The organism is Streptomyces sp. NPDC015661, assembly GCF_043077765.1.
In the GTDB taxonomy this organism is placed as follows: Bacteria; Actinomycetota; Actinomycetes; order Streptomycetales; family Streptomycetaceae; genus Streptomyces.
This window is the reverse complement of record NZ_JBIBST010000001.1, coordinates 392,559-415,731: the sequence shown is the minus strand read 5'-3', so window position 1 is coordinate 415,731 and position 23,173 is coordinate 392,559. Positions and strand designations below refer to the sequence as shown.

Annotated in this window: 21 protein-coding genes; 17 read left to right on the top strand and 4 right to left on the bottom strand. The window is 71.6% G+C overall.

All coding sequences use genetic code 11. The features are described 5' to 3' along the window. Window positions 1-45 precede the first annotated feature (45 nt). Both ACF07V_RS01975 and ACF07V_RS01970 read left to right on the top strand, forming a co-directional pair. Complete coding sequence (locus ACF07V_RS01975; RefSeq protein WP_392150950.1) at window positions 46-687, top strand: DUF4328 domain-containing protein; 642 nt, start codon at window positions 46-48, stop codon at window positions 685-687. A 66-nt stretch (window positions 688-753) separates the two neighbouring features. Beyond that, window positions 754-1,323, top strand: a complete 570-nt coding sequence (locus ACF07V_RS01970) for a hypothetical protein (RefSeq protein WP_392150949.1) — start codon at window positions 754-756, stop codon at window positions 1,321-1,323. Window positions 1,324-1,326: 3 nt separating this feature from the next. On the opposite strand, the gene ACF07V_RS01965 is transcribed toward ACF07V_RS01970, so the two are convergent. Beyond that, on the bottom strand, window positions 1,327-2,064 hold the full coding sequence (locus ACF07V_RS01965) for a Clp protease N-terminal domain-containing protein (RefSeq protein ID WP_392150948.1): 738 nt from the start codon (window positions 2,062-2,064) through the stop codon (window positions 1,327-1,329). A gap of 415 nt (window positions 2,065-2,479) precedes the next feature. Between ACF07V_RS01965 and ACF07V_RS01960 the strand changes: the two genes are divergently transcribed. Then, entirely contained in the window at window positions 2,480-3,169 is a 690-nt protein-coding gene (locus tag ACF07V_RS01960; RefSeq protein WP_392150947.1) for an RNA polymerase sigma factor, read from the top strand. Further along, the gene (locus tag ACF07V_RS01955) at window positions 3,169-4,287 is read left to right on the top strand and encodes a hypothetical protein (RefSeq protein WP_392150946.1); all 1,119 of its coding nucleotides are present in this window, start codon (window positions 3,169-3,171) and stop codon (window positions 4,285-4,287) included. The genes ACF07V_RS01960 and ACF07V_RS01955 overlap by 1 nt, the downstream gene beginning before the upstream one ends. Window positions 4,288-4,464: 177 nt before the next feature. Here ACF07V_RS01955 and ACF07V_RS01950 read toward each other — a convergent pair whose 3' ends face one another. Continuing rightward, window positions 4,465-5,328, bottom strand: a complete 864-nt coding sequence (locus ACF07V_RS01950; RefSeq protein ID WP_392150945.1) for a peptidoglycan-binding protein — start codon at window positions 5,326-5,328, stop codon at window positions 4,465-4,467. 183 nt (window positions 5,329-5,511) lie between these two features. Between ACF07V_RS01950 and ACF07V_RS01945 the strand changes: the two genes are divergently transcribed. Genes ACF07V_RS01945 through ACF07V_RS01935 form a run of 3 tightly spaced genes read left to right on the top strand, consistent with a single transcriptional unit; the run spans window position 5,512 to window position 8,668 of the window. Further along, window positions 5,512-7,092 carry a methylmalonyl-CoA mutase gene (locus tag ACF07V_RS01945; RefSeq protein ID WP_392150944.1) on the top strand — a complete coding sequence of 527 codons (1,581 nt, stop codon included), beginning with the start codon at window positions 5,512-5,514 and terminating at the stop codon, window positions 7,090-7,092. 60 nt (window positions 7,093-7,152) lie between these two features. Next, on the top strand, window positions 7,153-7,809 hold the full coding sequence (gene leuE / locus ACF07V_RS01940) for a leucine efflux protein LeuE (RefSeq protein ID WP_392150943.1): 657 nt from the start codon (window positions 7,153-7,155) through the stop codon (window positions 7,807-7,809). Window positions 7,810-7,846: 37 nt separating this feature from the next. Then, the gene (locus ACF07V_RS01935) at window positions 7,847-8,668 is read left to right on the top strand and encodes a MerR family transcriptional regulator (protein ID WP_392150942.1); all 822 of its coding nucleotides are present in this window, start codon (window positions 7,847-7,849) and stop codon (window positions 8,666-8,668) included. 73 nt (window positions 8,669-8,741) lie between these two features. Here the strand turns inward: ACF07V_RS01935 and ACF07V_RS01930 are convergent, their stop codons facing one another. Next, window positions 8,742-10,082, bottom strand: coding sequence for an alpha-2,8-polysialyltransferase family protein (locus ACF07V_RS01930; RefSeq protein ID WP_392150941.1), 1,341 nt, complete (start codon window positions 10,080-10,082; stop codon window positions 8,742-8,744). Next, window positions 10,079-11,098: a glycosyltransferase family 2 protein gene (locus ACF07V_RS01925; protein ID WP_392150940.1), complete on the bottom strand. Its 1,020-nt coding sequence runs from the start codon at window positions 11,096-11,098 to the stop codon at window positions 10,079-10,081. Before ACF07V_RS01925 ends, ACF07V_RS01930 begins: the two co-directional genes overlap by 4 nt. A gap of 219 nt (window positions 11,099-11,317) precedes the next feature. On the opposite strand from ACF07V_RS01925, the gene ACF07V_RS01920 reads away from it, so the two are divergent. From ACF07V_RS01920 to ACF07V_RS01875, 10 genes are all read left to right on the top strand, one after another. Then, window positions 11,318-12,607: a DUF6716 putative glycosyltransferase gene (locus ACF07V_RS01920; RefSeq protein ID WP_392150939.1), complete on the top strand. Its 1,290-nt coding sequence runs from the start codon at window positions 11,318-11,320 to the stop codon at window positions 12,605-12,607. Continuing rightward, window positions 12,607-13,833, top strand: coding sequence for a cytidylyltransferase domain-containing protein (locus ACF07V_RS01915; protein ID WP_392150938.1), 1,227 nt, complete (start codon window positions 12,607-12,609; stop codon window positions 13,831-13,833). Before ACF07V_RS01920 ends, ACF07V_RS01915 begins: the two co-directional genes overlap by 1 nt. An 11-nt stretch (window positions 13,834-13,844) precedes the next feature. After that, window positions 13,845-14,738 (top strand): N-acetylneuraminate synthase family protein, encoded by an 894-nt coding sequence (locus ACF07V_RS01910; protein ID WP_392150937.1) that lies wholly within the window; start codon window positions 13,845-13,847, stop codon window positions 14,736-14,738. Next, a complete protein-coding gene (locus ACF07V_RS01905; protein WP_392150936.1) occupies window positions 14,735-15,823 on the top strand; it encodes a hypothetical protein in 1,089 nt (362 codons plus the stop codon). Before ACF07V_RS01910 ends, ACF07V_RS01905 begins: the two co-directional genes overlap by 4 nt. Window positions 15,824-15,939: 116 nt before the next feature. Then, window positions 15,940-17,160, top strand: coding sequence for an amidohydrolase (locus tag ACF07V_RS01900; protein ID WP_392150935.1), 1,221 nt, complete (start codon window positions 15,940-15,942; stop codon window positions 17,158-17,160). Between the two features lie 337 nt (window positions 17,161-17,497). Beyond that, window positions 17,498-18,559, top strand: a complete 1,062-nt coding sequence (locus ACF07V_RS01895) for a BMP family protein (RefSeq protein ID WP_392150934.1) — start codon at window positions 17,498-17,500, stop codon at window positions 18,557-18,559. A gap of 117 nt (window positions 18,560-18,676) precedes the next feature. After that, the gene (locus tag ACF07V_RS01890) at window positions 18,677-20,386 is read left to right on the top strand and encodes an ABC transporter ATP-binding protein (protein ID WP_392150933.1); all 1,710 of its coding nucleotides are present in this window, start codon (window positions 18,677-18,679) and stop codon (window positions 20,384-20,386) included. Continuing rightward, entirely contained in the window at window positions 20,383-21,498 is a 1,116-nt protein-coding gene (locus ACF07V_RS01885; protein WP_392150932.1) for an ABC transporter permease, read from the top strand. Before ACF07V_RS01890 ends, ACF07V_RS01885 begins: the two co-directional genes overlap by 4 nt. Continuing rightward, entirely contained in the window at window positions 21,495-22,757 is a 1,263-nt protein-coding gene (locus ACF07V_RS01880; RefSeq protein WP_392150931.1) for an ABC transporter permease, read from the top strand. The genes ACF07V_RS01885 and ACF07V_RS01880 overlap by 4 nt, the downstream gene beginning before the upstream one ends. Continuing rightward, complete coding sequence (locus ACF07V_RS01875; protein ID WP_392150930.1) at window positions 22,754-23,158, top strand: cytidine deaminase; 405 nt, start codon at window positions 22,754-22,756, stop codon at window positions 23,156-23,158. The genes ACF07V_RS01880 and ACF07V_RS01875 overlap by 4 nt, the downstream gene beginning before the upstream one ends. The last annotated feature ends 15 nt before the right edge of the window (window positions 23,159-23,173 follow it).

Genomic DNA, 23,173 nt, shown 5'->3' with positions numbered 1-23,173 from the left:
GCGGCCGAGCGGCCGCCGCTTGTTCCTTTGGGGGGAACCCACCACATGCGCATGCTCAAAAATCCGAGCGGCCTCTCCAAGGCCGTCGTGGCCCTGCTCGCGGGCAACATCGTCTTCGACGTCGTTCTGGGACTGGTCGACGTCCGCAGTCTCGCGGGCGGGGACTGGGACTCCGCCGACCCGGCCGACCTGGGGGCCGGCAACCTGGTCGTGGCCTACAGCATGGCGTTCACGGTGTACGTGGCGACGGCCGTCGTCTTCATCATCTGGTTCCACCGCGTGCGGAACAACGCCGAGGTCTGGGCCTCCGACCTGCAGACCCGGACGCCGGGCTATGCCATCGGCGGCTGGTTCATCCCGATCGGCAACTTCTGGATCCCGCGGGCGGTCGCCGTCGAGATCTGGCGGGCCAGCCGCTGGGAGCCGTACGCCGCCGACGGCAAGGGGGAGCTGACGCTGCTCAACAGCTGGTGGGCGTTCCTCATCGGCGCCAACATGGTGAACTGGGTGTCCACCAAGATGTACGACGCGGCCGAGACCAACGAGGCCTACGACATCGCGACCGTCTGGTCCCTCGTGGGCTACGGCCTCGACATCGTCGCCGCCGTCCTCGCGATCCTGTTCGTACGCCGTCTGACCTCTATGCAGCACGCCAAGGCCACTGGCATGATTCCGGCCGCGCAGTGACGAAAAAGCGCCCCCCGGCGCAGTAGTGGAAGTACTGCGTCCGCATCGGGTGGCGAGGAGGCGTCCATGACGTCGGTGAACGGCCGGAGCCTGCTGGAACTGATCGACGGGGCCGACGAGCGAGGGCTGGCCGCGGCCGGACTCGCCTGCCTCGACCGCTGTCTGCCGCTGCTCGCCCCCGATCGGGCCGACGTCCTGCGCCCCGTGTGGGCGGCCGTCGCGCGCGGCGACGGGGGCGCCTGGGGCGAGGCCGTCGCCAAGGCCCGCGTCGAGCTGGACCCCGACGGTGCTGAGGGTGCGGAGGACGCCGGGGCCGTACGCGCGATGCTCGCCGAGGCCCCGGCGGCCTGGACCGCCGAGGCCCTGCGCGCCTGGGCCGGGGACTGCTCCGCCGCGGCGCTCGCCCTGCACGGGCGGTTCGACGCGGCCGGCGTGCCCGACGGCCTCGTCGAGCGCTGCCGGGCCGGGGACGCGGACGGCGCGGGCCCGCTGCTCGCCGGGGAACTCCGCCGCCAGCAGGCCGTCCTCGAGACGGTCGCCCACGGCCCGACCGGACTGCGCCGGGCACGTGAACTCTCGGTCGAGGGCGGCCGGGTGCTGCGCGCGGTCGTCTCCCGCCGGGCCCGCACCGCCTGACCGTCAGGCCTCCGGCGCCTCGATCGCGACCGAGGCGATGATCTCCGCGATCTCCCGCTCGGCTGTGGCCTTGTCCAGGCCGAGCCCGCTCAGCACGCCCTGCCCGTCCTCGTGCTCCAGGAGGGCGAGCAGGATGTGCTCGGTGCCGACGTAGTTGTGCCCGAGGCGCAGGGCCTCGCGGAACGTCAGCTCCAGGACCTTCTTCGCGTCCGCGTCGAACGGGATCAGGGCCGGGATGTCCTCGGTCCGCGGCGGCAGCGTCGGGGTCACCGCGTCGCGCACCGCCTTCTCCGTCACGTCGTGCCCGGTCAGCCACCGCATGGCGAGCGAATCGGGGTCGGCGAGCAGGCCGAGGACGAGGTGACCGGTCTGGATCTGCGCGTGGGAGGCCGCCCGGGCCTCCTCCTGCGAGGCCACGACCACGTTGCGGGCGCGCGGGGTGAAGCGGCTGAACCCGGAGTTCGGGTCCATCGTGGCGGCGTCCGGCTCCTTGGGGACGAAGCGCTTCTGGGCCGCCTGGCGGGTGACGCCCATGCTGCGGCCGATGTCGGTCCAGGAGGCGCCGGAGCGCCGGGCCTGGTCCACGAAGTGGCCGATGAGGTGGTCGGCGACGTCGCCGAGGTGGTCCGCCGCGATGACCGCGCCGGAGAGCTGTTCGAGGGCGTCCGGATGGACCTTCTTGATGGCTTCGATGAGTTCGTCGAGACGGACGGGGACGCTCATGCCGACTGGATTCGTCATGAGGCAACCTTAGGTTGACACTCCTCTACTGTCAATGGTCGGTTGACACCCGAAGGGTGTACTGCGCCCCGGGAAGCGAGACATCGCGAGAAAGAGTGAGAAAAGAAGGAAAGAAGAAGGGTGAAAAAGGGGGGAAATGGGAGACGACCGGGGCCGCCACCCCCCACAGGAGAGGCCCCGGTCGTCGTCCGCGGAGCCGCAGCACGGCTCCGTACTCCTCTCTGCGCCGCCGGTGCGGTTTCTGTCACACCCGCCCGGACCGCGCGGAGGTTGCAAGTTGCACAAAGACCCCGGACCGCGTGGACGTGACACCGCGACACCACGTAGCGTGCAGGTGCGCGAGGCTGCGTGGCGGTGGTGACCAGCCGCGATGATGCGGGGCGCGACCACGTCACCGACGAACAGGGTTTGGGGAGTGCTGGGGGACGACGCGGAGCTGACGGCCGCGGTGCTCGCTGCGCAGGACGGGGACGAGAACGCCTTCCGTACTGTGTACCGCGCCGTGCAACCCCGGCTGCTCGGTTACATACGCACACTGGTCGGCGAGGCGGACGCCGAGGACGTCGCCTCCGAGTCCTGGCTCCAGATAGCCCGCGACCTCGACCGCTTCGACGGCGACGCGGACCGGTTCCGCGGCTGGGCGGCCCGGATCGCCCGCAACCGCGCCCTCGACCACATCCGGATGCGCGGCCGCCGCCCCGCCGTCGGCGCCGACGAGACCGAGCTCGCCGACAAGCCCTCCGAGTCCGACACGGCCGGCGAGGCCCTGGAGGCGCTCGCCACCGGCGACACCATGCACCTGATCGCCCAGCTCCCGCAGGACCAGGCCGAGGCCGTCGTCCTGCGCGTCGTCGTCGGACTCGACGCCAAGAGCGCCGCCGACACCCTGGGCAAGCGCCCCGGTGCCGTGCGCACCGCCGCGCACCGGGGGCTCAAGAAGCTCGCCGAACTCCTCGGAGCCGACGGCGGGCCCGGCGGACAGGACGACGGTGCGGGAACCGCCGTCCCACTGGACGGCGTCCCTCCGCAACGCGGGCGCGCACCGGGGTCCGTGGCCCCCGGCGGTGTGACGCAATCACGTCCGCGTACGCAGAAGGACATGTGATGGCCGACGAGCGGTACCAGTGGCTCGATCAGGAGGCCGCGGAGCGGCTGCTCCGCGGTGAGCCGGTCGAGGCCGTCGACGACCGTGCGCGCGCCCAGGCCGAGCGCCTCGCCGAGGCCCTCGGAACGGCCCGTGTCCCCGCCGTCCCGCCGGCCGCGCAGACCGAACTGCCGGGCGAGGCGGCGGCGCTCGCCGCCTTCCGCGAGGCCACCGCCGAGAGGGCCGCCGCCAAGGCGGCCGCCGGCGCGCCCGCGTCCGATCTGGGCCGGGTCCGGCTCGCCCCCCTCACCGCCCCGGCGCGCCGCTGGGGCCGTTCCGTGCGGTACGGACTGGCCGCAGCGGTCGCCGCCGTCACGGTCGGCGGCGTCGCCGTCGCCGCCGGCACGGGCGTGCTGCCGCTGGTCGGACCGGGGCCCGCGAGCTCCGTCTCGGCGGGGGAGAGCACGGATCCGCTGGTCTCCAAGGAGCCCGGCATACGCCAGGACCCCGAGGCACCCCCGACGGAACCGGGCGGCGGCGACCCCACGCCCGGCTCGTCCCCCTCGGCCGACTCCGGGTCCACCGCCCCGACCCCCCACGTCCCGGACGGACGCGGCACGGCCGTCCCGGGTACGGGTACCCCGAGGCCCGGCAGGACGCCCACGGGCGGCGTCGACACCGGTTCGGCCGATTCCCGCGAGAAGGCCCTCACCGCCTGCCGCGACTACCGCACGGGGAAGCTCGACGCCGCCGGCCGGCAGCAGCTCACGAGCACCCTGCGCAAGGGCGAGACCCTGCGGGTCTACTGCGACCGGATCCTCTCCGGCGACACCGGTGCGCCCCAGGAAGGCGGCCAGAGCGGCTCCCAGGGCGACACCAGGGGCGACGAGGACAAGGACGACCCCGACTCCGACAGCGACGGCGGCTCGCAGGGCGGGTCCAAGGGCACCTCCAACGGCACCTCCAACGGCACCTCCAACGGCACCTCCAACGGCACCTCCAACGGCACCGGCAGCGGCTCCACCGACTCCGGGAACCGGGCCGGAAGCGTCCTCACGGAGGACCGGATCCAGGCCGGTGCCACCCTCGCTCTGCCCACCGGAATCACCGCCGAGGCACGCGTCCCGCTCGGGGTGTAACACTTCTCGGCCCGTCGGCGCAGTACGTAATGCCGACTGGTCATCGGCCGCGCAGAGAGCCGGGGTTCCCCCCGTACCTACGGCTCCGCGCACCCGGCGCGGGTGGGACACGTTCCCCCGGTCCCACCCGCGCCCCTTACTTCTCCCGCCGGCACTCGCCGCGGAGACTCCCGCGTCCTACCAGTGGACGACGACCTTGTCGCCGACCTTCACCTGGTCGAAGAGCGCGGAGAGCTTGGCCCGGTCCCGGACGTTGACGCAGCCGTGCGAGGCCCCGGCGTAGCCGCGGGCCGCGAAGTCCGCAGAGAAGTGCACGGCCTGGCCGCGGCTGAAGAACATCGCGTACGGCATGGGCGTGTGGTAGATCGTCGAGACGTGGTCGCGGCTCTTGGAGTCGACCTTGAAGAGGCCCTCACGGGTCGGCGTGTTCTCCGAGCCGAAGCGGACGTCCATCGACGAGACGACCTTGCCGTCGATCATCCAGGCCAGCGTCCGGCTCTCCTTGCTGATGCACATCACCCGGCCGGTCATGCACCGCGGGTCCGGGGTGTCCAGCTTGTTCGTCGTCGACGGCTTCAGCTCGTCGGCGGTCGGCTTGTGGGTCACGGAGAGCAGCTGCTGCCAGGTCTTCTCGTCCACCGAGCCCGTCTGCGGCAGCCCCCGGCGCGCCTGGAACTTCTTGACCGCGCCCGCGGTCATCGTCCCGTAGAAGCCGGTGGGCGCCCGGTCGAAGAAGTCGAGCTGCCGCAGCCGCGCCTGGAGCTCGCGCACCTGCTCGTTCTCGTCGCCGTCGCCCATGAGGGGCTTCGCCGAGGGCGTCGCGGAGGAGGGGTCGGCAGTGGGCGACGGCGGCTTGTCGTCCGTGGTCGGGGCCGTGGTGGGCGTCGAGCTCGGGGCCGTGGTCGCGGTCGAACTCGGCGCGGGACCCGTACCCGTACCGGGCCCGGTACCTGCCGCGTCCGGCGTACAGCCGGCGGCGAGAGCCACCGCCGCGGCCGCCAGGACCACTCTGCGTATGACGGAAGAAGAACGCTTCACCATTGCCCCCCGGGGTGTGTCGTGTGTACGTAGGGATGCTTCCCGGGCGCCTGCGGTTGCGCACCTGGGGAACAGAGTGCGCATCCTGTGAGGAAGGTCCCAGCGCGCCGCCCTCCATCGCCCCACTACAGTCCGTCGCGAGGGTCGGTACCGCTGAGTAGTCAGGTCTATCGGGAGGCACAACGCATGGCGCGCGAGTCGGAGTCGGGGCTGCCCATCGAGCCGGTGTACGGACCGGACGCCCTGGACGGATGGGATCCCGCCGGGAAGCTGGGCGAGCCGGGCTCGTACCCCTTCACGCGCGGTGTGTACCCCTCGATGTACACCGGGCGGCCCTGGACCATGCGGCAGTACGCCGGCTTCGGCACCGCGGTGGAGTCCAACGCCCGCTACAAGCAGCTCATCGCCAACGGCACCATGGGCCTCTCGGTCGCCTTCGACCTGCCGACCCAGATGGGCCACGACTCCGACGCCCCGATCGCGCACGGCGAGGTCGGCAAGGTCGGCGTCGCCATCGACTCGATCGACGACATGCGCGTCCTGTTCGACGGGATCCCGCTGGACAAGGTCTCCACGTCGATGACGATCAACGCCCCCGGCGCGCTCCTCCTCCTGCTCTACCAGCTCGTCGGCGAGGAGCAGGGCGTCCCGGCGGACAAGCTGACCGGCACCATCCAGAACGACGTGCTCAAGGAGTACATCGCCCGCGGCACGTACATCTTCCCGCCCAAGCCCTCGCTGCGGCTGATCGCCGACATCTTCAAGTACTGCAGGGCCGAGATCCCGAAGTGGAACACCATCTCGATCTCCGGCTACCACATGGCCGAGGCCGGCGCCTCGCCCGCGCAGGAGATCGCGTTCACCCTCGCCGACGGCATCGAGTACGTCCGCACCGCCGTCGCCGCGGGCATGGACGTCGACGACTTCGCGCCCCGGCTCTCGTTCTTCTTCGTGGCCCGCACCACGATCCTGGAGGAGGTCGCCAAGTTCCGCGCGGCCCGCCGGATCTGGGCGCGGGTGATGAAGGAGGAGTTCGGCGCGAAGAACCCCAAGTCGCTGATGCTCCGCTTCCACACCCAGACCGCCGGCGTGCAGCTCACCGCCCAGCAGCCCGAGGTCAACCTGGTGCGCGTCGCCGTGCAGGGCCTCGCGGCCGTCCTCGGCGGCACCCAGTCGCTGCACACCAACTCCTTCGACGAGGCCATCGCCCTGCCGACGGACAAGTCCGCCCGCCTCGCCCTGCGCACCCAGCAGGTCCTGGCCTACGAGACGGACGTCACCGCCACCGTCGACCCCTTCGCCGGTTCCTACGTCGTCGAGAAGATGACCGACGACGTCGAGGCCGCCGCGCTGGAGCTGATGGGCCGGGTCGAGGAGATGGGCGGCGCCGTCGCCGCGATCGAGCGCGGCTTCCAGAAGAACGAGATCGAGCGCTCGGCCTACCGGATCGCGCAGGAGACCGACAGCGGCGAGCGGGTCGTCGTCGGCGTCAACCGCTACACCATCGACGTCGAGGAGCCCTACGAGCCGCTCCGCGTCGACCCCGCCATCGAGGCCCAGCAGGCCCAGCGCCTCGCCGGGCTGCGGGCCGGGCGCGACCAGCAGGCCGTGGACGCGGCGCTCGCCGAGCTGAGGAAGGCCGCCGAGGGCACGGAGAACGTCCTCTACCCGATGAAGGACGCCCTCAAGGCCCGTGCCACCGTCGGCGAGGTCTGCGACGCGCTGCGCGCGGTCTGGGGCACCTACGTCCCCACCGACGCGTTCTGACCCATTCCACCTGTTAAAACTCAAAGCGGAGTGTCGTACCGGTGTGCGACACTCCGCTTCATGCTGGGTGTCACCGATCTTCCGACCTATCTCGCCGGGCTCGTCCTCATCATCCTCCTCCCGGGGCCGAACTCGCTGTACGTGCTGTCCGTCGCCGCCCGCAAGGGCACCCGCACCGGATACAAGGCCGCCGCCGGGGTGTTCACCGGCGACGCCGTCCTCATGACGCTCGCCGCGCTCGGTGCCGCCTCGCTGCTCCAGACCACCCCGTTCCTCTTCATGATCGTGAAGTACGCGGGCGCGGGCTATCTGACGTGGATGGCGATCGGCATGCTGCGGGCCGCCCTGGCGATGTGGCGCTCCCGGCACGAGGTCGCCTCGGCGCCGGACACCGAGCCGGACGCCGGCCCGTCCGAGCACCCGTACCGCCGCGCCCTGATCATCAGCCTCTTCAACCCGAAGGCGATCCTCTTCCTGATCTCCTTCTTCGTGCAGTTCGTGGACCCCTCCTACGCCTACCCGGCGCTCTCCTTCCTGGTCCTCGGCACCCTGCTCCAGCTCGGCAGCTTCCTCTACCTGACGACCCTCATATTCGGCGGGACGCGGCTCGCCGCCGCCTTCCGCCGGCGCAAGCGCCTCTCCGCCGGGGCCACCTCCGCCGCCGGCGCCCTCTTCCTCGGCTTCGCCGCGAAGCTCTCGCTCAGCAGCGCCGCTTGACCCTCACACCGTGTGAGGCCGTTCCGTAGGGGGCGTCATGTTCGCCATCGGAGACTTCGCCCGGCACGGGCGGGTGTCGGTCCGGATGCTGCGTCACTACGACGCCATCGGACTGCTGCGCCCGGCCCACGTCGACCCGCACAGCGGCTACCGCTTCTACTCGGCGGACCAGCTCGCCCTGCTCAACCGCGTCATCGCGCTCAAGGACCTCGGCTTCACCCTCGAACAGGTGGGGGCGATCCTCCGGGAGGAGCTCGGCGCGGAGGAGCTGAGGGGGATGCTGCGGCTGCGCCAGGCCGAGCTGGAAGCGGCCCTGGAGGCGTCGCGGGCCCGGCTCGCCCAGGTCGGTGCGAGGCTCCGTGCCATCGAGAGCGAGGGACGCATGTCCACGCAGGACGTCGTCGTCAAGAAGGTTCCCGCCGTCAGGGTCGCCGAGCTGAGCGCGGTCGCCGCGAGCTTCGGGCCGCAGGACATCACCCCGGTCATCGGACCGCTGTACGAGGAGCTGTGCGGCCGGCTGGAGAGCGCGGGCGTCACCGGATTCGGCCCGGGCATCGCGTACTACACGGACGCGGGCAGCGGCGACGGCGCGGTCGTCGTGCACGCCGCCATGGCCGTCCCCGAGGGCACGGCCGTGGAGGGTGTCGAGGTGCAGGTCCTGCCCGGCATCGAGGAGGCGGCGACCGTGGTTCACCGGGGTTCGATGGACGAGATCCTGCCGACCGCGCAGACGCTCGCCACCTGGATCGACACCAACGGCTACGCCTCCGCCGGCTACGCCCGTGAGCTGTACCTGGAGTGCCCGGAGGACCGGGCCCAGTGGGTGACCGAGCTCCAGGAGCCGGTCGTCCGCGCCTGATCGCACCGCTGCGGGCCCGGGACCCCCGCACGGGTTCCCGGGCCCGCCGTTCCGGTGGGGTCGAGGGGGTCTCCTACTTCCGCAGCGCCTTGCGCAGCCGCAGCGCGCGGCGCGCGAGCCGGCGGACCTTGGGGTGGCGCGGGATCGGCAGGCCGCCCGGCAGGTTGAGGACGGTGAGGCGGCGGCGGGTGAAGTGGTGCCGGGTGCGCTCGGCGAGCGGCCCCGAGAGGTGCCGTACCGCCTGCTCCCGCAGCTCCGGACGCAGCTTCGGCTGCATCGCGAAGCCGACCGCCGCGACCAGGTCGTTCAGCTCCTCCGTACCGACCTCGCCGCCGCCCTCCTCCGCGGCCTCCAGGGCCGGGACGACCGCGTCGACGACCGTGAGCGGGATCCGGTTGCTGTTCTGGAACGGGGTGAGCCGCTCCAGGAGGGCGCGCGTCCCGACCCGGGCGACCGGCACCCCGTAGAAGGTCGACGCCGTGAACAGCGCCGTGGAGAAGCAGCCGACGACGAGCGCCGGGCGCAGCTCGCGGTAGAGCACCTCGGCGAGGACCGGCCGGTCCTCGACGGTCAGGGTGGCGCCGAGTTCCTCCGCGGCCCGCGCGAGCGTCCGCGACCAGGCGTCCGGGGCCATCGGGTGCGGCTTGAAGACGAGCCGCCGGTGGCCGCGGGCGATCGCGCCCCGGACCATCCGCAGGTGCAGCTCCTCCTCCTCGGCGACGGTCAGCAGGTCAAGCGCGGCCAGGTACTGGCCGAGGAGCAGGGCGGGGCCCTCCCCGGCGTCGGCTCCGCCGGCCCCGCCGGCCCCGGCGGCGGGTCCCGCCAGCTCCTCCACGACCTTGGTGAACGCCTCCGTCGCCACCCGCTCCGGCACCGCCCCGAACTCGGCGAGCAGCAGCGGCGAGAGGCCCGGGACGAGGTCCAGGTGGAGCAGCCGGCCCACGCGCCCGCCGATCAGCGGGTCGATCTTGTTGCGGGTCGGCCCGTAGCTCATCAGCCCGTCCGCGTACACCGTGACCGGCGCGTCGGGCAGCAGCTGGGCGATGGCCAGCGCGGGCGTCACCTGGAGCGATTCCAGGGCGAGTTCGACGCGGTCGTCGCCGAGGCCCCAGAGCTTGCGCAGATGGCGCTGGAGCATCGGGAGGTCGCTCGGGCGCGGGGTCCAGCCGGACGGGTGGAGGGGGGAGATCGTCTCGTTCCACGACAGGACGGAGTCGAAGCGGCCGCGCAGCGCCCCGAAGCCCTCGGCCTCGTCCAGGGCCGGGGTCGTCTCCGGCACGGCCGCGTTGTTGGTGACGAGGAGGATCCGCCGGTCGGCGGGCCCGAAGCAGCCGCTGTCGAGGGCGGCGGCGAGCGTCACCGCGCCGTAGAGGGTGGAGGCGCAGAAGATCTGGGTGGTGCGGCGGGCGCTCACGCGGCCACCTCCGAGGAGCCGGTGTCCGCCGTGCGGACCGGTGCCGTCGGCGGCGGTGCGGGGCGGCGCCTGCGCAGCCGGCGCAGCATCGTCGCGCGGTCGCCGCCCATCGCGTCCAGGGCCTCGTCGAGGACGTCCTGCGGCATCCGCTGCAGCGCGCCCGCGCTCATCGACTTCAGCAGCCGTGCCACCTCGGGCTCGAACCTCTCGATGGAACCGATGTGATGGGAAATCACCGCGCAATACGTGCGGACGGCCTTGGGAAGAAGGAGATCCGCGTCCGTGTCCTGCGCCGTTTCCTCGATCACCTGGTCGAATGCGCGGATGAAATCCAATTGCCGGACGTCGCCGATCTGAGTGAGCGAGGTCGCCACCCCGCGCCGGTAGAACACACCGAGTTCTCCGATCGCGGCGAACGATTCCGCCTCGCGGTGGAGTTTCCAGATCCACGGCCGGTCCTCGGCCGTGCGGAGGCCGTGCGGGAAGTGCAGCAGACCCCGCTCCAGGAGCCGCCGGTGGTAGATCCCGGCCCAGGCGTACGGGTAGTCGACCGAGGTCGTCCGGTGCGACGGCAGGATCGCGTCGCGCGGGGCCAGCACCTCGCCGCGCCGGGGGACCGGCACCCGGCGCACCGCGCGGTTGCGGCCGGTGACCGTGACGTGGTCGGTGCGCAGGAAGTCGCACCGCAGCTCCTCGGCGGCGGCGACGAGCCGCCCGTAGTAGCCGGGCGCGAGCCAGTCGTCCCCGTCGAGGAAGGCGATGTACTCGCCGCGGGCGGCGTCCAGGCCGGTGTTCCGGGCGGTGGCGAGGCCCTCGTTGTGCTCGTGCCTGATCAGGACGGCACCCGGGATCTCGCGCGCGGCCCGTTCGAGGAGCTCCGGTGTCCCGTCCGACGAGCAGTCGTCGACAAGCAGGAACTCGAAGTCCTCGCGGGCGTTGGCCCGCAGGCTCGTGAGGGTGTCGGGGGCGTATGTCTGCACGTTGAAGAACGGCACGACGACGGAGAGCTTGACCACGCGGCCGACGCTAGGCGCCGCCCCGGCATTACCGCCGACCGCCGGGGGGTCTTTCGGTGAACACCAAGCGGCGGGCCGATTAACCGCCTTTACCCACAGGGAAAATCGGCCTCCCCGCGTCCGGAATACGACCCGCTTCAACGGGCGGAGAGGCTCTGTTCACCGTTTGTTGTGGCTCAGTTGGGCCGGAAAGCGGAATGCCCTTCTAGCGTCCTCGGCGTGCCAGCAAGTACCAGAGAAGCGGTACGGGTCGCCGTACTCGCCGACTCCGACACCCGGTGGAAATGGGGCGCCCTCACCGCGCGCCGCATCACCACGGCGACCGCCGAACCCACCGGCTTCGTCCTGCGCGGACGGGCCACGCCCACCGCGCGCCAGCTCGCCGAGACCGGGGTGTCCACGACCGCCCCGCGCGAGGTGACGGGCGCGGAGTTCCTGCGCGCCGTACGGGACGCGGAGACGCGCGGCGAGGGATACGACGTCCTCGTGCTCTCCCTGGTCGGCGGCACCGTCCGCGCCGTCCTCCAGGGTCTGGCCGACCTCGCCCTGGAGCGGCGCCCGGTGGTCGTCACCGGCTATGTCGGCGTCGTCTACGAGAAGCTGACCGACGGCCTCCTGCTGCGCCACGGCGCCGATGTGGTCCTCGCCAACTCCCGCCACGACGCGGAGCGTTTCCGCGCCGTGTACGAGGGCGTGGGCGCCGGCGCCGACTCGGTCGTGGAGGCCGCGCTGCCCTTCCTCGGCGGCGCCCCGCACACCCCCGAGGCCGGCCGCGACACCCTGGTCTTCGCGGCCCAGCCCTCCGTGCCCGCCACCCGCGCCGAACGGGCCTACGTCCTGAGGCGGTTGATCGGGCACGCCCGCCTCCACCCGGGCCGCGAGGTCCTCCTCAAGCTCCGCTCCAAGCCGGGCGAACACACCACGCACCTGGAGGAGTTCCCCTTCCAGAAGCTGGTGCGCGAGCTCGACCCGCCGGCCAACTTCCGTCTCGTGTACGGGCACATGGGCGAGGTCCTCGACCGCACGGACCTCCTCGTCACCGTCTCCTCGACGGCCGCCCTCGAAGCGCTGCACCGCCGGATCCCCACCGCGATCCTCACCGACCTCGGGGTCCGCGAGGCACTCGGCAACCACCACTTCGTCGGCTCCGGCCTGCTGACCTCCTTCGACCGGCTCGACAAGGGGGACGTGCCGGCACCCGACGAGACCTGGCTGGCCCGGCAGGGCGTCGCCTCCGACAGCCCGTACGAGGCCGCCTTCGACGCGGCCCGCGACCGGGTCGCCGAGCTCCTCGCGCTTCCCGCGCTGCCCCCGATCAGCCCCTACTACACCGCGGAGACGGCGCCCGGCTACCTGCCCGGGATCCTCGCCCGCCACCGCCTGGACGTCACCGCGCCCGAGCCCCGCGAGAGCGGATTGCGCCGGGTCGTCCGGGAGGCCGCGCGGGGCGCGTACCGCCACGGCGTGCAGCGCGTGGCCCCTGTCATCCGCCGCCTGGGAGAACTCTGATGAGCGCCACCACCACGCCGGACGTGAACCCGGCCCCGAAGCCCGGCAGCCCGATCGTGCTCGCCGTGATCCCCGCCCGGGGAGGCTCGAAGGGCGTGCCCGCGAAGAACCTCGCCCCCGTGGCCGGTGTCCCGCTCGTCTCCCGCGCCGTCCACGCCTGCCTCGGCGCCCGCGCCGTCACCCACGTCGTGGTCTCCACCGACGACGCCGCCATCGCGGCCGCGGCCCGCGGCGCCGGTGCCGAGGCCGTCCGGCGGCCCGCCGAGATCGCGGGCGACACGGCCACCAGCGAGGCCGCGGTGCTGCACGCGATGGACGCCTTCGAGGCCACCCACGGCCGCCCGGCGGACGTGGTCCTCCTCGTCCAGTGCACCAGCCCGTTCCTCACCTCCGCCGAGGTCGCCGAGACCGCCGAGCGGATCACCTCGGGCGCCGCCGACACCGCCTTCACGGCCGCCCCGTCCCACGGCTTCCTCTGGCGCGAGACCGAGGCGGGCGCCGAGGGCGTCAACCACGACAAGGCGTACCGCCCGCGCCGCCAGGACCGGGTGCCCGAGTACCTGGAGACCGGCGCCGTCTACGCGATGGACGCGGCCGGCTTCCGTACCCACGGGCACCGCTTCTTCGGCCGCACCGCGCTCGTCGTCACCGACCCCGCCCGGGTCCTGGAGATCGACGACCCGCACGACCTCGCCCGCGCCAAGGCCCTCGCGCCGCTCCTCGACGAGCCCGTCACGCCCGGCTTCGCCGACGTCGACGCCGTCGTCCTCGACTTCGACGGCACCCAGACCGACGACCGGGTCCATCTCGACGCCGAAGGACGCGAGTTCGTCTCCGCGCACCGCGGCGACGGGCTCGGCATCGCGGCCCTGCGCCGCGCCGGACTGCCCGTCCTCATCCTCTCCACCGAACAGAACGCCGTCGTCGCCGCCCGCGCCCGCAAGCTCAAGATCCCCGTCCTGCACGGCATCGACCGCAAGGACCGCGCCCTCAAGGAGTGGTGCGAGGCCGAGGGCATCGACCCGCAGCGCGTCCTCTACGCCGGCAACGACGTCAACGACCTGCCCTGCTTCCACCTCGTCGGCTGGCCCGTCGCGGTGAGCAGCGCCCACGACTCCGTACGGGCCGCCGCCCGCGCGGTCACCGTCACCCCGGGCGGCTCCGGAGCGATCCGTGAGATCGCCGCCTGGCTCCTCGGACCCGAGCTGAACACCCCCAACCCGTAAGGAACCGCACCATGAGCACCCGTCTGCGCACCCTCGGCACCAAGACCGCCGGCCCGGGTCGGTCCGTCTACGTCTGCGGCGAGATCGGCATCAACCACAACGGCGACCTCGACAACGCCTTCAAGCTGATCGACGTGGCCGCCGAGGCCGGCTGTGACGCCGTCAAGTTCCAGAAGCGCACCCCGGAGATCTGCACCCCGCGCGACCAGTGGGACATCGAGCGCGACACCCCCTGGGGCCGGATGACGTACATCGACTACCGCCACCGCGTGGAGTTCGGCGAGGACGAGTACCGCGCCATCGACGAGCACTGCAAGGAGCGCGGCATCGACTGGTTCGCCTCCCCGTGGGACACCGAGGCCGTCGCCTTCCTGGAGAAGTTCGACGTCCCCGCCCACAAGGTCGCCTCCGCCTCCCTCACCGACGACGAGCTGCTCCGCGAGCTGCGCGCCACCGGCCGTACGGTGATCCTCTCCACCGGCATGTCGACGCCGAAGCAGATCCGCCACGCGGTCGAGGTCCTGGGCAGCGACAACATCCTGCTCTGCCACGCCACCTCCACGTACCCGGCCAAGGCCGAGGAGCTCAACCTGCGCGTCATCCAGACGCTCCAGGAGGAGTACCCGAACGTCCCGATCGGCTACTCCGGCCACGAGACCGGCCTCCAGACCACCCTCGCCGCCGTCGCCCTCGGCGCCACCTTCGTCGAGCGCCACATCACCCTCGACCGCGCCATGTGGGGCTCCGACCAGGCCGCCTCCGTCGAGCCGCAGGGCCTCCAGCGCCTCGTCCGCGACATCCGCACCATCGAGACCGCGCTCGGCGACGGCGTGAAGAAGGTGTACGAGTCGGAGCTCGGCCCGATGAAGAAGCTCCGCCGGGTCCAGGGCGCCGTCGCCGCATGACCGGGCAGCTGGCGTTCGTCGAGAGCCCGGTCCAGCTCCTCAACGTCCTGGAATGGGCACACACGCGGAACACGGGTGTGCCCGCTACGGAGGCGGACGCCACCCCGCCCCTCACCGTCGTCGTCCTCTCACCGACCGACCCCATGTCGCGGGGCCAGCTGCGCCGCATGGCCCAGCTGGCCCGCGACCAGGGCCTCACCGTCCACTGGCAGGAGGCCCGCGGCGGCAGCGGCGCGCTCGTCCGCACCCTGCGCGAGCTCGCCCGGCCGCTGCGCTCGGCGGAGCGGGTGATCATCGGGGATCCCTTCTCCCGGTACGTCCAGCTCCTCCTGACGCTCTTCGCCCCCCGGCACCTCACGGTCGTCGACGACGGCACCGCGACCATGGAGTACGCCGCCCAGCTCGGCCGCGGCGAGCGCCTGGTGCGCTGGCACCGCAAGGGCAACCTCGGCCCGCGCGAGCTGGTCCTCGCCCCGGTGACCACGATCGCCCGGCGGAAGCTCGCCCCCACCCGGGGCCGCACCGTCGAGATCTTCACCTCGCTGCCCGTGGAGGCCCCGCCCGGCGTCACGGTCACCGAGAACACGTACGCCTGGACCCGGGACACCTTCGGCCCGCCGCTGCTCACCGGCGGCGCGGACCTGGTCGGCACCTCGCTCGTCGAGACGGGCGTCGTCGACGCCGACCACTACGCGCGCGTGGTGAGCGAGCTCGCGCGCGCCCACGGCGCCACCCGCTACTTCGCGCACCGCCGGGAGAGCGCCGAGAAGCTGCACCGGATCGCGGTCGAGACGGGCCTCCAGGTCGTCCGGCCCGACCTTCCCCTGGAGCTGATCGCCCGGCGCGGCCCCATCGGGCGCACGGTCGTCAGCTTCCCGTCCACGGTCGTGCACACCCTGCCCCTGGCCCTCGCCGGCACGGGGGTGAAGGTCGCCGTCATCGACATAGCGCCCGAGTGGCTGCGGGCGACCGCCTCACCGCGCGCCCAGGGCTTCCTGTCCGGGATCACGGGCACCGCGGCCCACGAGGTCGACCGGCTCACCACGCGGGCGACCCATCCGACCGATCGGCTCGAATTCGGCTGAGCGTACCCACTGGGAGTGACCTTCATGCCTGGGAAACCGAGATTCTTTCCCCTAAGGGGCTGAAATTCTCGTGATCAACGGGCAGTTGACCTCTCCACGGGCCTACCCTTCAAAGGGTGAACCAGTTGAAGTCCCGTGAGCCAGGCTCCGTCACCCTGCCCGGAACGCTGTCCGACTCCCTGCGCGCCGAACTCGTCGCCTTCCGCAGGGACTTGCACATGCACCCCGAGCTCGGGAACCAGGAGTTCCGTACGACCGCCGCGCTCAAGGCCCGCCTGGAGGCGGCCGGCCTCGCGCCGAAGGTCCTGCCGGCGGGCACCGGGCTCATCTGTGACATCGGCACCCCGGAACGGCGCCGGGGCATGCTGGCGATCCGCGCCGACCTCGACGCGCTGCCCATCCCCGACGTCAAGACCGTCGCCTACCGCTCCACCGTGGCCAACCGCGCCCACGCCTGCGGACACGACGTCCACACCACCACCGTCCTCGGCGCCGGCCTCGTCCTCGCCGAGCTCGACCGCCGCGGCCTGCTGCCGAACGCCGTGCGGCTGATCTTCCAGCCCGCCGAGGAGGTCCTGCCCGGCGGCGCCGCCGACGCCGTCGAGGCCGGGGTCCTGGACGGCGTCGGCCGGATCATCGCCGTCCACTGCGACCCCCGGGTCGACGCCGGGAAGATCGGGCTCCGGGTCGGCCCCATCACCTCCGCCTGCGACCGCCTGGAGATCACCCTCGACGGCCCAGGCGGCCACACCGCCCGCCCGCACCTCACCACCGACCTCGTCACCGCCGCCGCCCGGGTCGCCACCGACGTCCCCGCCGTCCTCGCCCGCCGCGTCGACGCCCGCTCGGGCCTCTCGGTCACCTGGGGCCGCATCGAGGCCGGCCACGCGCCGAACGTCATCCCGCAGCACGCCGAGCTCTCCGGCACCGTCCGCTGCCTCGACCTGCCCGCCTGGCGCGACGCCCCCGACCTGGTCCACGCGGCGATCGACGAGATCGCGACCCTGCACCGGGCCAAGTCGACCGTCACCTACGTCCGTGGCGTCCCCCCGGTCGTCAACGACCAGGCCGTCACCGAACTGCTCCGCGACGCCATGACGGCCCGCCGCGGACCGCAGGCGATCGAGGACACCGAGCAGAGCCTCGGCGGCGAGGACTTCTCCTGGTACCTGGAGTACGTCCCCGGCGCCATGGCCCGCCTCGGCGTCCGCACCCCCGGCGACACCCGGGTCCGGGACCTGCACGCCGGCGACTTCGACGTGGACGAGCGGTGCATCGAGGCCGGGGTGGAACTCTTCACGGCCGCCGCCCTGCTCGACGCGGCGCCGAAGCCCTGACGGTCGCCACGCCCGGGCGGGGCGACCCGTGATCATCGCCACGTCCCGGCGGTGATCAACGCCACGCCGCAAGCGTTGAAATCCGGCCGGACGGCACACTCGGCCGTCCGGCCCACCGCCCGGCGTGTCTCTGTTCCGGGGTCTCGCCAACGCCCGTACCGGGCTGTATAACCGGCGGTACCGGGCCGAACGCCCCCGGTCGCCTCGGCTGGCCGGTTCGCGACGATCCGATAACGACTCATGAACGGGTCTTTAACTGACATCTACGCGCGTTACGATCGCCGCGAAACCAGCGCCGGAAGAGGCGCTTTCGGTCAGTCTTGAAGGGACCCTCCTCTTGCGCCGGATCACCAGGATCACGACCGTGGGCATCGCCTCCGCGGCGCTCGCCCTGTCCGTCACCGCGTGTGGCAAGTCGTCCACCGGCTCGAGCTCCAGCTCGGCCTCGGCCTCGGGCGCGGCCGTCAAGGCCGCCATCGCGTACGACATCGGCGGCCGTGGCGACCAGTCGTTCAACGACGCCGCCTACGCCGGCCTGAAGAAGGCCGAGTCCGAGCTCGGCGTCAAGGGTGCCGAGGCCGAGCCCTCGCAGGGCGAGAGCGACGCCGACAAGGTCGCGCGCCTCACCTCGCTGGCCCGTGCCGGCAACAACCCGGTCATCGGCGTCGGCTTCTCCTACGCCCCGGCCATCGCGAAGGTCGCCAAGTCCTTCCCGAAGACCACGTTCGGCCTCATCGACGACACCTCGGTGACCGCCCCGAACATCGCCAACCTCGTCTTCAACGAGGAGCAGGGCTCCTACCTGGCCGGCGTCGCCGCCGCCAAGGCGTCCAAGACCGGCACGGTCGGCTTCATCGGCGGTGTCGAGGTTCCGCTGATCAAGAAGTTCGAGGCGGGCTTCACCCAGGGCGTCAAGGACACCAACCCCAAGGCCAAGGTGCTCACCCAGTACCTGACCCAGCCGCCGAACTTCGACGGCTTCTCGAAGCCCGACCTCGGCAAGGCCGCCGCGCAGGGCCAGCTCGACAAGGGCGCCGACGTGATCTACGCCGCCGCCGGTCTGGCCGGTTCCGGCTCGATCGAGGCCGCCGCGACCGCGGGCAAGTGGGCCATCGGCGTCGACTCCGACCAGTACAACCAGGCGGGTCTGGCCAAGTACAAGGACCACATCCTGACCTCGGTCACCAAGGACGTCTCCGGCTCGGTCTACAACGTGATCAAGTCGGTCAAGGACGGCAAGCCGGAGTCCGGTGAGATCCGCTACGGCCTCGCCACCAACGGCGTCGGCCTGGCCGACTCCAACCCGGCCTACGCGAAGATGACCGACCTCATCGCCGCCGTGGACGCGGCGAAGAAGAACATCGTCGACGGCAAGATCACGGTCAAGACCGCTCCGTAAGGACACCCAGGTCACGACCTGAGCCCGGGCCCGGCGTCCGGTGGCACCCCCACCGGACCCGGGCCCCGGCCCCATTCCCGTACAGGTTTTGGTTTTTCGGCAGCGCTACGCGCGTAGATGTCCCCCTGGCACGATAACTTCGCCCCGCCCTGCCCTCCCGCTCCCACTCCTTCCGGCCAAGGAGAGTGCGTCATCAACGCGTCCAGCCCCCCTGCCGTAGAACTGCACGGCATCACCAAGCGATTCCCCGGCGTCGTCGCCAACAAGGACATCGCCATCACGGTCCGCAAGGGCACCGTGCACGCCCTCATCGGCGAGAACGGTGCCGGCAAGTCGACCCTCATGAAGATCCTCTACGGCATGCAGAAGCCGGACGAGGGCACCATCGCCGTCGACGGCGAGCAGGTCACCTTCTCCAGCCCCGGTGACGCCATCGCGCGCGGCATCGGCATGGTGCACCAGCACTTCATGCTCGCCGACAACCTCACCGTCCTGGAGAACGTCGTCCTCGGCGGCGAGAAGCTCTACGGCATCGGTGCCAAGGCCCGGAAGAAGATCAAGGAGATCTCCGACGCGTACGGCCTCGGGGTCCGCCCCGACGCCCTCGTCGAGGACCTCGGCGTCGCCGACCGGCAGCGCGTGGAGATCCTCAAGGTCCTCTACCGCGGCGCCAAGATCCTCATCCTCGACGAGCCGACCGCCGTCCTCGTCCCGCAGGAGGTCGACGCGCTCTTCGACAACCTGCGCGAGCTCAAGTCCGAGGGTCTGACCGTCATCTTCATCTCGCACAAGCTGGGCGAGGTCCTGAAGGTCGCCGACGACATCACCGTCATCCGCCGGGGCACCACGGTCGGCACCGCCGACCCGAAGACCGCCACCACCAAGCAGCTCGCCGAGCTGATGGTCGGCAGCGAGCTGCCCTCGCCGGAGACCCGCGAGTCGACGGTCACCGACGTCCCGATGCTCAAGGTCGAGAACCTGACGCTGCTGGAGAGCGGCGCCGCAGGCGCCCCGCTGACCACCGCGGCCCCGGCCGACCCGTCGGCCGCCGTCACCGTGCACGAGGAGGTCGCGGTCGGCCGCAAGCTCCTCGACGCCATCTCGCTCACCATCCACAAGGGCGAGATCCTCGGGATCGCCGGTGTCGAGGGCAACGGCCAGACCGAGCTCATCGAGGCCCTGATGGGCATGGCCACCCCCGACGCGGGTGTCATCACGCTCGACGGCGAGGACATCTCCAAGGTCTCCGTGCGCAAGCGCCGCGAGGGCGGCATCGGCTACATCCCCGAGGACCGCCACCGCCACGGCCTGCTCCTTGAGGCCCCCCTCTGGGAGAACCGCATCCTCGGCCACGTCACCGAGGCCCCCAACTCCAAGCGCGGCATCCTCGACCCGAAGGCCGCCCGCAAGGACACCGAGCGGATCGTGCGCGAGTACGACGTCCGCACGCCCGGCATCGAGGTCACCGCGTCCTCCCTCTCCGGCGGCAACCAGCAGAAGCTGATCGTCGGCCGCGAGATGAGCCACAACCCCAAGTTCCTGATCGCCGCCCACCCCACCCGCGGTGTGGACGTCGGCGCGCAGGCGCAGATCTGGGACGCGATCCGGGACGCCCGCCGCGCGGGCCTCGCGGTGCTGCTGATCTCCGCCGACCTCGACGAGCTGATCGGCCTCTCCGACACCCTCCGGGTCATGTACCGAGGCAAGCTGGTCGCCGACGCCGACCCCGCCACCATCACGCCCGAGCAGCTGGGTTCCGCCATGACCGGCGCGGCCACCGGCCGGCTCGAAGGCACCGAGCAGTCCGAAGACGGTGACGCCCGATGATGAAATTCGACAAGGACAAGCTGATCATCGGGGCCGCCGGCCCGGTGCTCGCCCTGGTCACCTCCTTCGTGCTCACCGTCCTGGTGCTGCTCGCGACGGGCCTGGACCCGATCGAGCCGATCCGGCTGATGATCGACAACGCCGGGTACTCCGACGTCCAGGTCCTGATCATCAACTACACCGGAATCCTCTACCTGGCGGCGCTGGGCGTGGCCATCGGCTTCCGGATGAACCTCTTCAACATCGGCGTCGAGGGCCAGTACCGCCTCGCCGCGATGGTCTCGGCGCTGGTCGGCGCGGCCGTCGACCTGCCCGGTCCGCTGCACATCCTGCTGATCGTGGTCGTCGCCATCGCGACCGGTGCCGTCTGGGCCGGTATCGCGGGTGTCCTGAAGACCACCCGCGGTGTCTCCGAGGTCGTCTCCACGATCATGCTCAACGCCATCACCACCTCCCTGGTGGCCTGGCTGATCCTGCCGAAGAACTTCGGCGTCCAGCCCGCGGGCTCCAACGACCTCACCACCGGTCAGATCCCCGAGTCCGGCTGGTTCCCCGGCATCGACATGGGCGAGGGCGGCGAGATCTACGGCTTCACCTTCGTCGCGCTCGCGCTCGGCGTCGTCTACTGGTTCGTCATCAACCGCACCCGCTTCGGCTTCGACCTGCGCGCCACCGGCGAGAGCGAGTCCGCGGCCCAGGCCAGCGGCGTCGACGCCAAGAAGATGATCATCACCGCGATGCTGATCTCGGGCGGCCTCGCCGGTCTGGCCGGCATGCCGATCCTGCTCGGCGAGTCGCACACGTACAGCCTGGCCTTCCCGGTCGGCGTCGGCTTCACCGCCATCACCGTCGCTCTGCTGGGCCGCAACCACCCGGTCGGCATCCTCTTCGCCGCCCTCCTCTTCGCGTTCCTCGAAAAGGCGTCCTCCAGCCTGGACATCGCGGGGTACCCGAAGGAGATCACGCAGATCATGCAGGGCATCATCGTGATCGCCGTGGTCGTCTCCTACGAGCTCGTCCGCCGTTACGGCACCCGCCGCCAGCAGCAGAAGGTCGGCGAGGAGCTCGCCGCCGGCGGCGCCATCAAGACCGACAAGGAGGTCTCGGCATGAGCACCGGCACCGTCGCCAAGCCGAGCGCCGCGCCGAAGAAGGCCGGACGCCGCAAGCTGACCTGGCCCTGGATCCTGCTGATCGTCGCGGCCGGCCTCGTCCTCTTCTCGCTCGTCCGCGTCGTCTCCGGGGCGGACGACCTCACCTCCGTCGGCCAGATCTCCGGCGCGCTCCAGCTCGCCGTGCCGATCGCCATGGCCGGTCTCGGCGGTCTGTGGGCCGAGCGCTCGGGCGTCGTGAACATCGGCCTCGAAGGCATGATGATCCTCGGCACCTGGTTCGGTGCCTGGGCCGGCTACCAGTGGGGCCCGTGGACGGGTGTCGTCGTCGGCATCCTCGGCGGCGCGGTCGGCGGCCTGCTGCACGCGATCATCACCGTCACGTTCAACGTGAACCACATCGTCTCCGGTGTGGCGATCAACATCCTCGCGGTCGGCTTCACCCAGTACCTGTCGAACTTCACCTTCGCCGAGGCCGAGGGCGGCTCCTCCAAGCAGTCCCCGCGCATCGACCCGATCACCGACATCACCATCCCGGGGCTCTCCGACTGGCTGATCGACCTCCAGCAGAAGCACTGGTTCCTGATCTCGGACCTCGCCGGCATCCTCGGAGGCCTGGTCACCCACCTGTCGCTGCTGACGATCGTGGCCGCCCTGCTGATCCCGGCCACCTGGTGGATCCTCTGGCGGACGTCCTTCGGCCTGCGCCTGCGCTCCTGCGGTGAGAACCCGGTCGCGGCCGAGTCGCTCGGCGTCAACGTCTACAAGTACAAGTACATCGCCGTCGTCGTCTCCGGCGGCCTCGCCGGCCTCGGCGGAGCGTTCCTCGCGATCGTCTCCACCGGCATCTACCAGGAGGGCCAGACCGGCGGCCGTGGTTACATCGGTCTCGCTGCGATGATCTTCGGCAACTGGATGCCCGGCGGCATGGCGCTCGGCGCGAGCCTCTTCGGCTTCACCGACAGCCTCAAGATCCGCGGCGGCGCCGAGAACGTCCACGCGCTGCTGCTGCTCGTCGCGCTGCTCCTGGTGATCGCCGCCGCGTGGCAGCTGTACAAGAAGAAGTACATGTCCGCGGTCGTCTCCGGGATCTTCTCCGCCGGCTTCTTCATCTGGTACTTCGTCACCGACGAGGTCCCGAGCCAGTTCGTCGACGCCGCCCCGTACATCACCACCCTGCTCGTGCTGGCCCTCTCGGCCCAGCGCCTGCGGATGCCGAAGGCGGACGGTCTGCCGTACCGGAAGGGCCAGGGCAAGTGACGCCCGCCGCCACCGAGCCCGACTGGGACCTGCTCCGGGAGACCGCCCGCGAGGCGATGTCCCACGCGTACGCCCCGTACTCGGGCTTCCCGGTCGGCGCGGCGGCCCTCGTGGACGACGGTCGGGTGATCTCCGGCTGCAACGTGGAGAACGCCTCGTTCGGCCTGAGCCTGTGCGCCGAGTGCGGGCTCGTCTCGCAGCTCCAGGCGACCGGTGGCGGCCGCCTCACGCACTTCGTGTGCGTGGACGGCCGGGGCGAGTCCCTGGTCCCGTGCGGACGCTGCCGGCAGCTGCTGTACGAGTTCGGGGGACCCGAGCTCGTCCTGGAGACCCCGGCCGGGTTCCTGACCATGGCCGAGATGCTCCCGCAGGCTTTCGGCCCCGACCACCTCGTCAAGTAAGACCTCGGAGCGGCC